The sequence below is a fragment of the Nitrospira sp. Kam-Ns4a genome (assembly GCF_965152595.1).
The window spans coordinates 3321141-3336219 of the sequence record NZ_OZ224218.1 but is presented as its reverse complement, the minus strand read 5'-3'; the positions used below and the strand labels follow the sequence as shown (position 1 = coordinate 3336219).

Annotated in this window: 12 protein-coding genes; 4 read left to right on the top strand and 8 right to left on the bottom strand. The window is 69.0% G+C overall.

Translation table 11 applies throughout. The features are described from left to right. Nucleotides 1–11 precede the first annotated feature (11 nt). Nucleotides 12–566: a phosphatase PAP2 family protein gene (locus tag ACWHYQ_RS16700; protein ID WP_447973238.1), complete on the top strand. Its 555-nt coding sequence runs from the start codon at nucleotides 12–14 to the stop codon at nucleotides 564–566. Here ACWHYQ_RS16700 and ACWHYQ_RS16695 read toward each other — a convergent pair. The 8 genes from ACWHYQ_RS16695 to holB are packed head-to-tail and all read right to left on the bottom strand — an operon-like array spanning nucleotide 563 to nucleotide 9226. Further along, nucleotides 563–1516 carry a cation diffusion facilitator family transporter gene (locus ACWHYQ_RS16695; RefSeq protein WP_447973237.1) on the bottom strand — a complete coding sequence of 318 codons (954 nt, stop codon included), beginning with the start codon at nucleotides 1514–1516 and terminating at the stop codon, nucleotides 563–565. The two genes, ACWHYQ_RS16700 and ACWHYQ_RS16695, sit on opposite strands and share 4 nt — an antisense overlap. Before the next feature lie 52 nt (nucleotides 1517–1568). Continuing rightward, nucleotides 1569–2294: a class I SAM-dependent methyltransferase gene (locus ACWHYQ_RS16690; RefSeq protein ID WP_447973236.1), complete on the bottom strand. Its 726-nt coding sequence runs from the start codon at nucleotides 2292–2294 to the stop codon at nucleotides 1569–1571. Continuing rightward, nucleotides 2284–2757, bottom strand: a complete 474-nt coding sequence (locus tag ACWHYQ_RS16685; RefSeq protein ID WP_447973235.1) for an HIT family protein — start codon at nucleotides 2755–2757, stop codon at nucleotides 2284–2286. The genes ACWHYQ_RS16690 and ACWHYQ_RS16685 overlap by 11 nt, the downstream gene beginning before the upstream one ends. Next, nucleotides 2754–3422: an HAD family hydrolase gene (locus tag ACWHYQ_RS16680; protein ID WP_447973234.1), complete on the bottom strand. Its 669-nt coding sequence runs from the start codon at nucleotides 3420–3422 to the stop codon at nucleotides 2754–2756. The genes ACWHYQ_RS16685 and ACWHYQ_RS16680 overlap by 4 nt, the downstream gene beginning before the upstream one ends. Beyond that, nucleotides 3419–5257: an ATP-dependent zinc metalloprotease FtsH gene (ftsH, locus tag ACWHYQ_RS16675; protein ID WP_447973233.1), complete on the bottom strand. Its 1839-nt coding sequence runs from the start codon at nucleotides 5255–5257 to the stop codon at nucleotides 3419–3421. The genes ACWHYQ_RS16680 and ftsH overlap by 4 nt, the downstream gene beginning before the upstream one ends. Nucleotides 5258–5293: 36 nt before the next feature. Beyond that, nucleotides 5294–6184, bottom strand: a complete 891-nt coding sequence (locus ACWHYQ_RS16670; RefSeq protein ID WP_447973232.1) for a hypothetical protein — start codon at nucleotides 6182–6184, stop codon at nucleotides 5294–5296. 29 nt (nucleotides 6185–6213) lie between these two features. Continuing rightward, nucleotides 6214–8139 carry a methionine--tRNA ligase gene (gene metG / locus ACWHYQ_RS16665; RefSeq protein WP_447973231.1) on the bottom strand — a complete coding sequence of 642 codons (1926 nt, stop codon included), beginning with the start codon at nucleotides 8137–8139 and terminating at the stop codon, nucleotides 6214–6216. A 49-nt stretch (nucleotides 8140–8188) separates the two neighbouring features. Continuing rightward, nucleotides 8189–9226, bottom strand: coding sequence for a DNA polymerase III subunit delta' (holB, locus tag ACWHYQ_RS16660; protein WP_447973230.1), 1038 nt, complete (start codon nucleotides 9224–9226; stop codon nucleotides 8189–8191). Nucleotides 9227–9689: 463 nt separating this feature from the next. On the opposite strand from holB, the gene ACWHYQ_RS16655 reads away from it, so the two are divergent. The 3 genes from ACWHYQ_RS16655 to ACWHYQ_RS16645 are packed head-to-tail and all read left to right on the top strand — an operon-like array spanning nucleotide 9690 to nucleotide 15063. After that, nucleotides 9690–11390: an NADH-quinone oxidoreductase subunit 5 family protein gene (locus ACWHYQ_RS16655; protein ID WP_447973229.1), complete on the top strand. Its 1701-nt coding sequence runs from the start codon at nucleotides 9690–9692 to the stop codon at nucleotides 11388–11390. An 11-nt stretch (nucleotides 11391–11401) separates the two neighbouring features. Beyond that, a complete protein-coding gene (locus ACWHYQ_RS16650) occupies nucleotides 11402–14731 on the top strand; it encodes a DUF2309 domain-containing protein (RefSeq protein WP_447973228.1) in 3330 nt (1109 codons plus the stop codon). Next, nucleotides 14728–15063, top strand: a complete 336-nt coding sequence (locus tag ACWHYQ_RS16645) for a P-II family nitrogen regulator (protein WP_447973227.1) — start codon at nucleotides 14728–14730, stop codon at nucleotides 15061–15063. The genes ACWHYQ_RS16650 and ACWHYQ_RS16645 overlap by 4 nt, the downstream gene beginning before the upstream one ends. The last annotated feature ends 16 nt before the right edge of the window (nucleotides 15064–15079 follow it).

Genomic DNA, 15079 nt, shown 5'->3' with positions numbered 1-15079 from the left:
GGCGCGCGGCAGTGGACTGGGACGTCACGGTCTTCTACGCGATCAACGGGCTGGCCGGGCGGTCCGTCTGGGCCGACGAGGCCGCGCTCGCCCTCTCGCGGCCCGGCCTGCTCCTGTGGCCCGGTGTCCTCCTCCTGGGCTACTGGCTGTGGACCAGCCGGCGCGAGGCGCTACGCGCCGGGCCGCTGCTCGCGGCCCTGGTGCTCGTCGGCGATTTCCTCGGCGCGCAGCTCAAGCATGCGGTCGGCCGCGACCGGCCGTGCAAGGTGCTCGCGGGCGTGCGCGAGCTGACCGGCTGCGGCGGCACCTTCGGCTTTCCCTCCAACCATGCCCTCAACACCGCTGCCGCGGCGGCCTTCCTGCAGGTGCTCTACCCAGTCACCGGATGGGTGACCTGGCCGCTGGTGGCCCTGATCGGGCTCTCCCGAGTCTATGTCGGCGCCCACTTTCTGAGCGATGTGCTCGGAGGCTGGCTGCTCGGGAGCGCATTGGGCGTGGGCGCGGCGCTCTGCCTGCGCCGGTGGCCGGGCTTCCGAACGGGAGCGGGGCGAGGGGCGAAGGGCTAGGGGCGGGAAGATGCGGGAAACCGGTCTCGTGCCCCGTGCGCCGCGCTCTCTCCGGCGAGGTGATTCAGGTCGCAGTGCACCGCCTCGGGGTGGCAGCAGCGCGTCTCCATCTGGATCGTCAGATGCCGGATGCCGAACTCGGCGGCGACCCGCGCCCGGATCGTCCGGAGCAGCTCGTCCGTGAGCTGCGAGTCGTCCCCTTCCACCATGACGTGGCAGGTCAGCATGACCAGCCGCGGCTCCACCGCCCAGATGTGGAGGTCGTGGACGTTCTTGACGCCAGGAATCTTCTCGATCGCCTCGACCACATGGGCCGTCCGGATGCCGGGTGGCGTGGACTCCAGGAGCACCTCCAGCGATTCGCGGAAGATCGGCCAAGCGCCGTTGACGATCACCGCGACGACCACGAGCGAGATGAGCGGATCGAAGGCCGGCCAGCCCGTCAATAGGATGGCCATGCCGCTCACGATCACCCCCAGCGACACCCAGGCGTCGGCCAGCATGTGGAGGAACGCGCCCCGGAGGTTCAAGTCCTCCTTGGCGCCCTGTTGCAGGAGGAGCGCGATGCCCAGGTTGGCCAGGAAGCTAGCCAGCGCGATGCCGATGACCCAGCCGGCGGCGACGGGTACCGGCTCGACCAGGCGGCGCGCGGCTAGCAGGGCGATCCCCGCAGCGGTCAGCAGCAGCACGAACGCGTTGACGAAGGCCGTCACGATGCCGGCCCGGTGATAGCCGAAGGTCCGGGCCTCGGTGGCGGGGCGGGCGGCCAGGATATGCGCGTAAAGCGCGAGGAAAAGTGCGCCCTGGTCAATCAGGTTGTGGCCGGCGTCGCTCATCACCCCGGTGCTGTTGATGAGCCAGCCGCCGACGAACTCGCCGAGGATGACCAGGGCGTTAAGCCCCAACGCGAGCCGGAGGCGGAACCGGAGCTGGTCGTAGCTGCTCGGCATCAGGCCTAGTTTCTCATGGGTCGACGATCCGTCGCAAGGCGAGCTGCGCGGCCTACGGGCGGCCGGCCGGCTCGAACTCCAGGAAGTACTGCCGTGGCAGGAATCGGTGCTCGCGCGCCAGCCGGTAGCCCGCCCTTGCCATCTCCTCGATCACCGTCTCGCGCGCGACCAGGTGCCGGCGCGGGAAGCCCACGTTGCCCGACCGCTCGTCGTGGTAGAAGTCGATGATCGCCACGCGGCCGCCCGGCCGCAGGGCCGGCATGAGTCGGGTGAAGTAGGTCGTCCGCTCCTCCAGGTGGTGGTAAACGTTGCAGAGAAAGATCAGGTCCGTCGAGGCGGGTGGGAGCTTGGGATCCTCCGGGCTCGCGAGGATCAGCTCGACCTTCGCCCGGGCGGGCCGCTGCGGGAGGCTGCGCTCGACGTAGGCCAGCATCTCCCGCTCCACGTCCACCGCGTAGATCGTGCCCTCCGTCCCGACGACCTCCGCGAAGCGCCGCGTGAAATAGCCAGAGCCCGCGCCCAGGTCCACGACGGCCATGCCGGGCTTGAGCCCGAGCGCCTCGATCACCTGGGCTGGCTTCTGGTACTCGTCGCGCGACGGGCTGTCGAGGTCGCGCAGGTATTGCTGCAGGTCTGTCGGCTGCCGGGGGCGCCCGTGCTCCTGGGGCGCGTCGCTGTGCTGCGCGACGGCCGGCTGGCTGGCGGGCGCCGACCAGAGCAGGAGCGGCAGGAGGAGGATGCCCAAGATCAGAGGACGCCCCGTCCGCTCAGCGTTCATGGGTGCCCTCCGCTGGATCGGCGCTGCGCGGCCTGGCCTCCCGGAGCCGCGCGACGGCTGTCTGGATCGCCCGTTGGGCGTCGGCCATCGCCTCCGCGTCCCGATAGGGCTGTCGGGGCCAGAAGAATCCCTTCAGCCCATCCCCGCGGCGGCGGGGGATGACGTGGATGTGCAGGTGCGGGACGCTCTGGCTGACCCGGTTGTTGATCGCGACGAAGGTCCCGTCCGCCCGGATCCCTTCTTCCACGGCCCGCGCCAGCAGCCGGGCCTCGGCGAACAGCGGGGCGAGCAGCGCGTCGGGCAGGTCGGCGAGCGTCTCGTGGTGGCTCTTGGGCAGGAGCAGGCAATGCCCCGGGAAGACGGGCCGGTGGTCCAGGAACGCGAAGGCGGACTCGGCGTCGAGCACCGCATGGGCCGGTGCCTCGCCCCGGACGATCCGGCAGAACAGGCAGGCGTCGGTCATAAGAGAGCCAGGACACAGTCCGGTGTCGGAAAGGACAGCGTGGAGCCGCCCCGCCGCGCCGCGGACCCGAACATCTCCTGGTCGCCCGGCGACTTCGGCCAGAGGGCCGCGCCGAAGCGCACTCCGGCCGTCCCTGCCGCCTCGCGGTCCAACAACGAGTCGCCGATGAACAGGACGTCATCCGGCCGCAGCCTCAGCGCCTCCAGGGCGATCCGGATGCCTTCGGGGCTGGGCTTGGGGTCTTTAACCTCGTTGTCGGTCACCACCACCTCAAAGGGGCCCAGCCCGGCCTTGCCCGCGGTGATGCGCCAGGCCTCGCGGCTCTTGCCGGTCACGAGCCCGAGCCGCACCCCGGCCGTCCGCAGATGGGCCAGCATTTCCGTCACGCCCGGATAGGGGCCGCCGAAGAGCCGATCGTGCTGGGCGTCGTAATGGGCCAGGAACCGCGAAAAGTAATCCGGAACCCGCGGCGCATCCACGACCCGCTCCAACAGGCGCCGCTCCGCCGACGGGTTGAGCGCGATGATGTCCTCGTCGGACAGGGGGCGCCCGAACCAGGGCTCCAGCGTGTGGCGGAAGGCGTCGAGGTAGAGTCGCCACGTGTCCACGAGCGTGCCGTCCAGGTCGAAGAGGAGCGCGCGCGGGGGCGCGGGCCGGCGGGTCATGCGGCGGCCCCCGACCGATCCACGATGGCCTTGAGCTCCTCGCCGGTGATGGTCTCCTTGGATAGGAGCACGGCCGCGGCTTCCCGCAACTCCTTCTCGCGGGCGCCGAGGAGCGCGGTCACGCGGCCGTGCTGCTCGTCAATGATCCGCCGGACCTCGCAATCGATCTCGCGGGCGGTCTCCTCGCTGTAGTCGCCGGGCCCGGCGCCCTCGCCGGTCTGGAGGAACAGCGGCTGCCGGTCCCGGTCGAAGCTCACCTGGCCCAGTTTGCCGCTCATCCCGTAGGCCTTGACCATGCTCCTGGCGATGTTGGTGGCCTTCAGGAGGTCGTCCTGCGCCCCGGTGGAGACCTCGCGATAAATCAGCTCCTCGGCGACGCGGCCCCCCAACAGGACCGCGATCTTGTTCTCCAGTTCGGACTTGGTCATCAGAAACCGGTCCTGGGTGGGGAGCTGGAGCGTGTAGCCGAGTGCGGCTACCCCGCGCGGGATGATCGAGATCTTCTGGACCGCGTCGGAGCCGGGGATCGAGAGCGCGACGAGCGCGTGCCCGACCTCGTGGTGGGCGACCCGCTCCTTCTCCTTGGGGCTCAGGACCCGGTTCTTCTTCTCGAGCCCGGCGATGACGCGCTCGACCGCCTCCTGCAGCTCCGCGAGCCCGACTCGGTCCTTGCCCCGCCGCACGGCCAGCAGCGCCGCCTCGTTGACGATGTTGGCCAGGTCGGCGCCGACGAACCCGGCCGTCATCGAGGCGATCACGTCCAGGTCGGCGTCTGGTCCCAGCGGCACGGCCCGCGCGTGCAGCTTGAGAATGGCCAGGCGGCCAGCCTTGTCCGGCCGGTCCACGACCACATTGCGGTCGAAGCGGCCGGCGCGCAGGAGCGCGGGGTCCAGGATTTCGGGCCGGTTGGTCGCGGCCATGATGATGACCCCGGCGCGCGGGTCGAAGCCGTCCATCTCCACCAGGAGCTGGTTCAGGGTCTGCTCGCGCTCCTCGTGCGCCAGGGGGCCGACCCCGCGGGCCTTGCCGAGCGCGTCCAGCTCGTCAATGAAGATGATGCAAGGGGCCTTCTGCTTGGCCTGCTCGAAGAGGTCACGGACCCGGGCCGCGCCCACGCCGACAAACATCTCCACGAACTCCGAGCCGCTGATCGAGAAGAACGGCACGCCGGCCTCGCCGGCCACGGCCTTGGCCAGCAGGGTCTTGCCGGTGCCGGGCGGGCCGACGAGCAGGATGCCCTTGGGGATCTTCCCGCCCAGCCGGCGGAACTTCTCCGGCATCTTCAAGAACTCGATCACCTCGCGCAGTTCCTCCTTGGCCTCGTCCACGCCCGCCACGTCCGCGAACGTGACCTTCACCTCCTTCTCCATGTAGATCTTCGCCTTGCTGCGGCCGATCGTCATGAACCCACTTTGCCCCTGCCCGATGCGGCGCAACAGGAACAACCAGACCCCGAAAAACAGGGCGATCGGAATGATCCAGGAGAGGAGGTCGCGCCAGAACGTGGTCTCGATGACGCCCGTGATCTTGACGCCGTGCTGCGACAGCTCGCGGATGAGGTCTGGGTCCTCCACCCGGACCGTGTGGAACAGGCTGGACTCGGCGGCCCGGCCGGACGTCCCGGTCAGCCCGGCCTCGGGCTTCATCCGCCCGTGGATCATCGAGGAAGAGATCGAGACCTCCTCGACGCGGTCGGCGGCCACCGCCGCCTTGAAATCGCTGTAGGGGATCTCGCCCGGGTTGAAGAACGGGGCGACGAAGATCTGGAACAGCAGGAGCGCCCAGAGGGCGATGAACACGTACCAGATGGAGAATTGCCGTTGTCTCGGGTCCATGACAGCCTCCGGTGTCCTGCCCGCGCGGGCGTCTCCTCACCGCTTCCTGGAGGGGATGAACTGGGCTGGCAACACAGGGTAACGGGCCTCGCCGAGGCCGAAGTTCACGCCAGCCCCGTCGGCGGCGACCACGCGGAGGGTGACGCCGTCGGGGGCCTCCTTCGGCGAGGGCACGAAGAACGGGGCCTCGAAATGGCTCTTGGTCCCGCTGTAGAACATCTGCAAGCGCTCGAGCACGCGATCGCCGATCAGGACCTCCCCGTAGATCTTGACCTTGCGGGAATCCCAATCCCCGTGAGGCCGCAGCGGCGCGCCGGACAACATCCGGATCGAGGCCGTCAGCTTCACGTCGTCCGTCGCGCGGAGCGGCTGGCCCGGCGGCGGATGGACGATCTCGACGATAAAGCCGTTCAGCTCGAGGACCAATCCGTCCTGCGTCAGGTCCTGGCCGGGGATGAGCAGGAGCGTCTTGCTCGCCTTCTGCATCGCGGCCGGATGGGCCAGCGGTCCCTGGGCGGTGACCTCCACCAGGGTCGGCTTCTCCAGGTGCAGCGTGGTGCGGAAGGAGCCGGACGGCCGGGAGGTGTAGCGCGGCTCCTCCATGAAGCGGGGGGTACGCATGATCTGGTTCTGGTCGCCGGCCTCGCCCACCTGCAGCCCGGAGACGAGGATCTGGCCCGTTGCCACGTCGGTGATCGTCACCCGCGCCCCGCCCACCTCGTCGCCCAGGACCATCGCGCCGTGCGCTACCACGCGAACCACGACATCGGTCGCGATCGGCCCCTTGGGGAGCGACGTCCCCTCCGCCGGGGCGCTCTCCGCCGGTTGCCCGGTCTCGGGACCGGCGGGCGGCTCCGCCGCCGCGGCGACGGTCGCGAGCCCGAACGCCAGGGCCCGGGCGGCTGGTCTCAGCCATTGAAGAGCCATGGCGATCGGTCTGGTTAGTCGACTACCCCTCACTTTACCGTCGTGCCTGGCTCGACGTCCTCCAGGATCGTCACCAATCCGGCCACGTTCTGGTCTCCCGCGGCCAGGACCATCCCTTGCGACTCGATCCCCAGGAGCTTGGCGGGCTTGAGGTTGGCCACGACGACGATCCGGCGGCCGACCAGGGCCTCTGGCTCGTACCTCTTGCCGATGCCCGCAACGATCTGTCGCTGCTCGCCGCCAAGGTCCACCCGGAGCTTGAGCAGCTTTTCGGACTTGGGCACCCGCTCGGCGGCGAGCACGCGCGCCACCTTGAGCTGGACCTTCTGGAAATCCTCGATCGTGATCTGGGGAGTGGCCGGCGACGCTGGCGGGCCCGACTGGCTTTGCGCTGCCGCCGCTTGCTGGTCTGCTGACACGGGTCGGCCTCCTGGTTGGGCGGTGGGAGCCTCAATCCTCGGAAACAGGGGCGCGCCCTTGGCGATCGCCGTGCCCGGCGCCAAGCCACCCCAGGCGGCCGTGCCCGCCGCGGACCAGGCGAGCCCGAGCTGCCTGGCCATGGCCTCGGCCGTCTGCGGGATGAAAGGGGCCAGGGTGAGGCTCAGGAGGCGGAGCGTTTCGGCTGCGTGATAGAGCACGGTCCTGAGCCGGGGCGCGTCCTCCGCACGCTTCGCCAGCGCCCACGGCGCGCACTTGTCAATGTACTGGTCCGCGAGCTGGACCACGCTCCAGATGGCTTCGAGGGCCCGGTTGAACTCGAGCTTCGACAGGTGCGTGTCCAGGGCTGGGCGAACCTCCAGGGCGGCTCGCCGGAGCTGCCAGTCCAGGTCGGTCTCCACGGCGGCATCGGGCGCGGGAATCCGGCCTTGCGCGAACCGCTCGATCATCGTCAGGGTCCGGCTGAGCAGGTTGCCAAGCCCGTTGGCCAGGTCGCTATTGAGCCGCCCGACCAGGGCCTCGCGGGAGAAGTCGCCATCGTGGCCGAACGGCACCTCGCGCAGAAGAAAGTACCGGAAGGCGTCCGCGCCGAACTCGTCCACCATCGCGTCGGGATCCACAACGTTGCCGCGGCTCTTGGACATCTTCTCGCCGCTCACGGTCCACCAGCCGTGGGCGAAGATGCACTTCGGCAACGGCAGCTCCAAGGCCATCAACATGGTGGACCAATAGACGGCATGGGTCGTCAGGATATCCTTGCCGACCAGGTGCAGGTCGGCGGGCCAGTAGCGCTCAAACGAGGACGCGGGCGCCAGATATTCGAGCGCCGAGAGGTAGTTCACGAGCGCGTCAAACCAGACGTAGGTCACGTAGGCCGGATCGAAGGGCAGCTCGATCCCCCAGGATAGGCGCGCCTTCGGCCGCGAGATCGACAGGTCTTCCAGGGGCTTCTGGAGGAACCCGAGCACCTCGTTCCGCCGCGACTCGGGGCGGATGAAGTCCGGTTGGTCCTTCAGGTGCTTGATGAGCTGGTCCTGGTAGCGGCTCATCCGGAAAAAGTAGTTGCGCTCGATGAGCCGCTCGACGGGGCGCTGGCAGTCGGGACAGAGTCCCCCCGCCAGGTCCTTCTCCGTCCAGAAGCGCTCATCAAAGGTGCAGTACCAGCCGGTGTAGTCGGCCTGGTAGAGGAGCTGCTTGTCGTACAGGGCCTGGAGCAGCCGCTGGACCACGGCCTTGTGCGGGGCGTCCGTCGTGCGGATGAACGCATCGTTCGAAATCGCGAGGCGTTTCCAGAGGTGCTGGAACTTGGGCGCGAGCCGATCGCAATGGGTTTGGGGGGCAATGCCCACCTTGGCGGCGGCCTGCTGGACTTTCTGCCCGTGCTCATCCACCCCGGTGAGAAAGAATACATCGTGCCCCTGTTGGCGGTGGAATCGCGCGAGGACGTCGGCGGCGATCGTCGTGTAGGCATGCCCGATATGGGGCACATCGTTGACGTAGTAGATCGGCGTCGTCACGTAGAAGCGGCTCATGACCAGGAAAGATAACAGGTCGGCGGGGGGAAAGCTAGCGTGCCGTCGGCGCGACCGCGTCGCGGATCCGGAGCAACAGGGATTCCAGGGCCATCTGGAGGTTCAAGTGCCGGGCGGCGGAACGCTGGAGCGCGTCAAGGTCGTCGAGGAGGTCGAGGAGCGCCTCGGGCTGGACGGCCGCGGCGAGCGCGCGCAATTGTGTCAGCCAGTCTCGATAGACCAGGCTGTCCGGATCGGCGCCGATCCGGACCAGGAGCGCGTCCCGCAGCCAGCCGGCGAGCTGGTCGAGCGCCTCGGCACCGTCCTCGCCCTTGGCCAGCGTCTCCGCCTCGCCGAGCACGGCGGCGACCGACCGCAAAGTCGCCATGTCGGTCAGCTCGCTCAAGCGCTGGCCCTGCGCGCGGAACCGGTCCGGGTCGGCGTGGAGTGCCAGTCCGATCCGCCCCTGCGCCGCCACGGCGAGGATGCGGGCCGTCTCCGGGGGCAGCGCACGCCGCGCGATCAGCGCGGCTTCGATCTGGGATGGGGCCGGCGGGGCGAAGCGGATAGTCTGACAGCGCGAGCGGACGGTCGCCGGCAGGGCGAGCGGCCGGTCGCTGATCAGCAGGAACAGGCAACGGGCGGGAGGCTCCTCCAGCGTCTTGAGCAGCGCGTTCGCCGCAGCCAAGGTCATCCGGTCCGCCTCGTCCACGAGGCAGACCTTCCAGCGGCCCACGAGCGGCCGATAGACGATCTGCGATTCGAGCTCACGGATCTGCTCGATCCGGATCTGGGGCGTCGCGGCCTCCCGATCCGGCTCGATCAGGGCGACGTCCGGATGGGTCTGCCGCTCGGTCTGCTGGCAGGAGCGGCAGGCGCCGCAGGCGTCGGGCCCCTCCGGGCCCGGGTCGCCTTCGCAGTTGACCGCCTGGGCGAAGCGCAGGGCCGTGAGCCGTTTGCCGATATTCGCCGCGCCGGAAAAGAGATAGGCGTGGGCGAGACGGTCGTGGCGGAGCGCGGCGTGCAGGATCGCCTTGGGTCGGTCGTGTCCGATCACGTCGTGGAAGGGCACAGCGACGCCTCTCGACGGCATCTTATCCGAAGGGGCGGCAAACGGGAAGCACGATCGAATCGCCAAATGGTCTCGGCGACGGTCCGTGCACCCATGCACGGACGCACGGGCCGGTGTGCGCCTCCGCACCTGTCTCGGACGAGGCAGCCGGTTCCCTGTCCGTGCCACCGCCCAGTTCCGGCAGTCGCCCGCGCGCTGCGCCTGCGAGGGCGAGATGTCCAGCGCACATGCTACTTCTGCAATGGCCCGTGTCTTGCTGTACCGCTGACTGACTGTCCAGCGAGGCTGGAGAGCCTCGTAAGGACGGCCGCTCACCCTAGGGCGACTGGCGTAGGCGAGCAGGCCTTTCGGCCCAGCCTTGCTTGCCCTGGCGGGCGATTGCGAAGTCTTCAGGATCTCCGTAGGATGCAGGCAGCGGACGGCGCGGGGCCACCCGTGGCGGTAGGCCCGCCGGCACGTTCCCGAGCGGGTTGAGGGATTAGGGATGACCTTGGAAACCGCGTTCCTCATTCCGGTGCTTCCGTTCCTGGGCGGGCTCCTCATCGGTCTGCTGGGGCGCCGGCTGGGTGAGGACTGTCACAAGATCGGCGTATCGGCGCTCGTCCTGGCGCTCCTTGGGTCCGTCTGGACCCTCGTCGCGGTAGCCGAGCAAGGGCCCGCGACCCTGCTCCTCGGTCCCGGCAGAGCCGGGGAAGAACCGCCGCTTCGGCTCGCGCTGCACCTCGACCGGCTCAGCGCCGTGATGATGGTGCTGATCACGGGGGTGAGCGCCATCGTGCACCTGTACTCCATCCGCTACATGCAGGGGGAGGCTGGCTATGCGCGGTTCTTCTCGCTTTTGGGAATGACCACCTCCCTCCTGCTCTGGCTGGTCACGAGCCCCAACCTGCTGCTCTTGTGCCTCTGCTGGCATCTGCTGAGCTGGATGCTGTACTTCCTGCTCGCCTACAACCGGCGGCACCTGCCGGCACAGCAGGCCGCGCGCAAGACGCTGACGGTCCTCGTCCTGGGCGACCTGGCGTTTCTGGCGGGCGTCCTGGTGGCCTACGCGCAGTACGGGACCGTCGAATTCGGTGAGCTGTTCGCCCGGGCGGCGGCGCGGCCGCGCACGGTCGCGCTTCTGCCCGGAGGCTGGGCGGAGGTCAACGCGACTACCCTGGTCACGGGATTGCTCTTTATCGCGGCCATGGCGAAGTCGGCCCAGGTGCCGCTCCACGTCTGGCTGCCGGACACGATGGATACGCCGACACCGGTCTCCGCCCTCATGCACGCCGGGATCGTGAACGCTGGCGGCTTCCTGCTGAACCGGCTCGCCCCCCTGTACGCGGAGGCCCCGGCCACGCTCCACGCGGTCTTCCTGATCGGAGGGGTGACCGCGGTCCTCGGCGCCGCCATCATGCTCACCCAATCCGATATCAAGAAGACGCTGGGCTTCTCGACCATGGGCCAGATGGGCTACATGGTCATGGAATGCGGGCTGGGCGCCTTTGCCCTTGGGGTGTTCCACCTCATGGCTCACGGCCTGTTCAAGGCCACCCTGTTCCTGAACGCCGGCCACGTGATCCACGTGGCGCGGCGGGAGCCCACGGCGCCGCCCTCCCCACTCTCGCCCGCGCCCGTGACCTTTTCGCCGCTGGCCTGGGGGACGGGGCTCGCCGTCACCCTGCTGCTGCCGCTCGTCATCCTCCTGGCCGCGCACGGGATCCTGCACGTCCCGCTCCGCGACGCGCAGGGCGCGGTGATCTTCCTCTTCTTTAGCTGGGTGACGGCTTCCCAGGCAGTCATCAGCCTCTCGCGGCTCCAGGCCGTCGCTTCCTGGACGATCGCCGGGCTGATGGTGTTGACCCTCGGGCTCATCGTGTTCACCTACCTCTGGGCCGGCGAGGCCTTCACGTATTTCCTGTACCCCGACCCGGTTCTCGTGGCCTCCTATTACGACGCCGCGGCGCTGGCGGGCTGGCTGTTCGATCTGCTGGTCGGCCTGACCGCGTTGCTCATCGTCGCAGGGTGGGGCCTGATCTACGCCCACGCGCACGGGCGAAGCCTCTGGCGGCCGGCGTGGCTGCCGCATCTGGAAGCGCGGCTGTACGTCCTGTTCCTCAACCGCCTGTACATTGACGCCCTGTACCGGAGACTCGGGGAGGGCGTGGCCCGGCTCGCCCACCGCCTCTCCGCCGGAACGTAGGAACGCAGCCGATGCCGCCGACCCGCCAGACGACCTATCCGGACACGGTGCGGATGGAGCTGCGGTCGCTGGTCAAGCTGGCCAGCGAGGTCGTCGCGCCGTTCTGGCCGATGCGCACCTTCATCTACCGCAATCCCCTCCACGAGCTGGAGTACCTGGACTTCGACGAGGCGGTGCGGCGGGGGGAGCAGGTGCTGGGCGGGCGCGGCTACCTGCCGCCGGCGCGGTTCCGAGATTATGTGCATCGGGGTCGGATCCGCCCGGAGCATCTCGACGCGGCGCTCGCGCCGCTGATCCAGGACAAGCGGGTCGCGATCGGCCCGAAGCAGGTCGCCCACAGCGCCGTGCTCAAGGCGCACCTGCTCCACGGCATCGGCGCCCCGCCGGACGACGAGCTGGACCGGGCGTTCGAGACGTCCCCGGACAGGCCGCTGCTGGAGCGCCTGTGCGAGCGGCTACAGCCCGCGGGCCAGTCGCAGCGCCTGCAGGGCCTGGAGGACTGGCTGAGGGCCTGTTCCCAGGAGGACCGTGCGGCGCTGGGGACCCGCCAGACGCTCGCCGCCTGGTGCGACCGGACGCTCGGGAGTCGCGTGACGGCAACGATCAACCACGAGCTGATCAAGTGGTGCGGGGCCTTCTTCGACGAGGGCCAGGCGACTTGGGCAATGCCGGCTCGCGACAAGACGTTCTACGGGGCTTGGAAAGGCCTCGCGGCGCAGGACGTCGGCCTGGCCTTGCTGGGCATCGCCGACGGCCGCCGGAAGGTCGCCGCCCTGCCGGATCGGCCGGAGGACGCGGTCCTGGCCAGCCTGGCGGCGCTGGGAGTGCCCAAGCCTCTCTGGCAGGACTATCTGGCGCTGCACCTAGGTGCCATGCCGGGCTGGGCTGGCTACATCAAGTGGCGGGCGAACCAGGTCCACCATCCGTGGCAGCAGGCCTATCCGGGAGATCTCGTGATGTATCTGGCGATCCGTCTCTTCTACGAGCGCGAGCTCGTGGCCAGCGTCTGCGCGCGGGAGCTCGGGATCGCCGGCGACTACCAAGCGATCGCAGCGTACATCGAACGAGAGCCGGCCGCCTACGTGCTGCTGCGAGAACGGGCCGCCGGCCGGTTGCCGGCGGGCTGGGTCCGGCGGGTGGCCCGGCTGCGTCATCGCTGGCGGCGGCCCGGCCGCGAGGCCTGGGACCGGCTGGCCGCCCGGTACTGGGAGCACAGCGCGCCGCTGCGCGCTAGGCGGGCCCTGCGCCGGGACGCCTGGCGGCTGGTGGTTCTGGCGAAGGCCCTCGACCTGGATCCGGCGGTTCTGCCGGACAGCGCCCCCTCGAGCCTGCGCACCCTGTTGGAGTGGCTCGAGGCCTTCCCCGAGACCGCGCATGCGCCCGTCTGGCAGGAGGCCTTTGAAGCGGGCTACCGGGAGCGGCTGCTGGCGCGCCTGGCCGATTCGGTTCAGCGGCTGCGGTTGCGCGAAGCCGACAGGAACACCCCGCAGGACCTCTTGCGGCCGGCGGTGCAGGCGATCTTTTGCATTGACGCCCGCTCCGAGCGACTCCGTCGGCACCTGGAGGCGGTCGGCGATTGCGAGACCTTCGGGTTTGCCGGTTTTTTCGCCGTGCCGCTCTGCTATCGCGGCTTCAGCAGCGAGCAGGAGACGGACCAATGTCCGGTGCTGCTCAAGCCCAAGCACGTGGTACGTGAGATTCCCCGGTCCTACCAGGGCCAGGTGGCCCGCAAGCACCGGGCCGGTGCGAGGCTGATCCAGGCCGGCCGCGAGCTGCTGCATGATCTGAAGCAGAACGTCGTGACCCCCTACGTGATGGTCGAAGCTGTCGGCTGGTTCTTCGCGCTGCCGTTCGTCGGCAAGACCGTCTTGCCCCTCTGGCTGTGCCGGCTGGGCCGGCGGGTGCGGCGGTGGATTGCACCTCCCATCGCCACGACGCTGACCGTGGACAAGCTCTCTAAGGAAGAGGCGGCGGAAATGCTGGCGGTCGAGCAGCGCGCGACGATCCGGCGGGTCCTGCGCGAGGAGTACCATCTTCCGGAAGGCCTGCTGACCAAGGATCTCATCGAGCAGGTGCGGCAGGCGGCGTTACAGGAGAACGCCGCCGCGCTGCCCTCGCTGGCGAATCGCCTGGCTGTGGCGGGGCTGCCCTCGGTGGATCTGACCGGGTGGGTAGAGGAGCTGCGCAGCCGGTGCCGGATTGACCCGCGATGGGCAGCCGCCCGGCTGGATCGGATCACCCGCACCGGCTTCACCCTGGCCGAGCAGGCCTTCTTCGTGGAGAACGCGCTCCGGATGATGGGTCTGACCCGGAACCTGGCGCGCCTCGTGCTGGTCTGCGGACACGGCAGCACGTCGGACAACAATCCCTATGAGTCCGCCCTGGACTGCGGGGCCTGCGGGGGTAACCAAGGGCAGGCGAACGCACGGGTACTCGCCGCCATGGCGAACCGCGCCGCGGTCCGGGCCCGCCTGGCCGCCAACGGTCTTGAGATTCCCGCGGACACCTACTTCGTCGCTGGCCAGCACGACACGACCACCGACGAGGTGGAGCTTTTCGACCTGGAGGATGTGCCCCCCACGCACCGCAAGGATCTGCTCCGATTAATGGCCGACTTGAAGGAGGCGGGCCGGCGCACCAGCCAGGAGCGCGTCCGGCAGTTCCCGGATGTCCGCCGGACGCTGTCGCCGCACGAGGCGAGCCGGCACGTGCAGCGGCGGAGCGCGGATTGGTCCCAGGTCCGCCCGGAATGGGGGCTCGCCGGCAACGCGGCCTTCGTGATCGGGCGGCGGGCGCTGACCCGGGGGCTCGACCTCGAGGGCCGGGTCTTCCTCCACTCCTATGACTACCAGCAGGACGCCTCGGCCAAAGCGCTCGAGATTATCATGACCGCTCCCCTGGTGGTCACAGAATGGATTAATATGGAGTATTATTTCTCGACCGTGGACAACGACGTCTACGGCAGCGGGAGCAAGATCTACCATAATGTGACGGGCCGGCTCGGCGTGATGTTCGGCACGGCCAGCGATCTGCGCATCGGGCTCGCGCGGCAGACCGTCTTGGACGGGGATCGGCCGTTTCACGAGCCGCTGCGGTTGCTCGCGGTCATCGAGGCGCCGCGGGAGCGGATCTTGCGGATCATCCGGCGCAACGAGGTGCTCCAGCGGTTCTTCGACCGGCGCTGGGTCAACCTGGTGGCCCTCGAGCCGGAGGACGGACGATTCTATCGGTATCACCTCAAGCAGGAGTGGGTTCCCCTCCGGGATCCGGGCTCGGGCAGCCGGGAGTCCGGCCCGGCGGAGACGACGGACTGCGCCCTCCAGAAGGAGCTACGGTCATGAGCGGCCTCAGCCTCTATCCCATGAAGGAGATCAAGATCATCGTCCAGGGCGAGCACCTGGCGTTCGTCACCGAGCTGCTGGATCAGGTCAAGGCCACCGGCTATACGATCGTCAGCAACATTTCTGGAAAGGGCAGCCACGGCTTCCACGAAGGTCACCTCATGTTCAACGAGACGAGCAGCCTGCAGATGGTGATGACGGTGGTCCCCGAGGAGAAGGTCGAGCCGATCCTGTCCGGCTTGAGCCCGCTGTTCAGCCGGCATTCCGGCGTCATGTTCGTCTCGGACGTGGCGGTCAGCCGCCGGGACCGGTTCTACGCGCCGGAGTCGTGACGTCCGGTCGCCCACC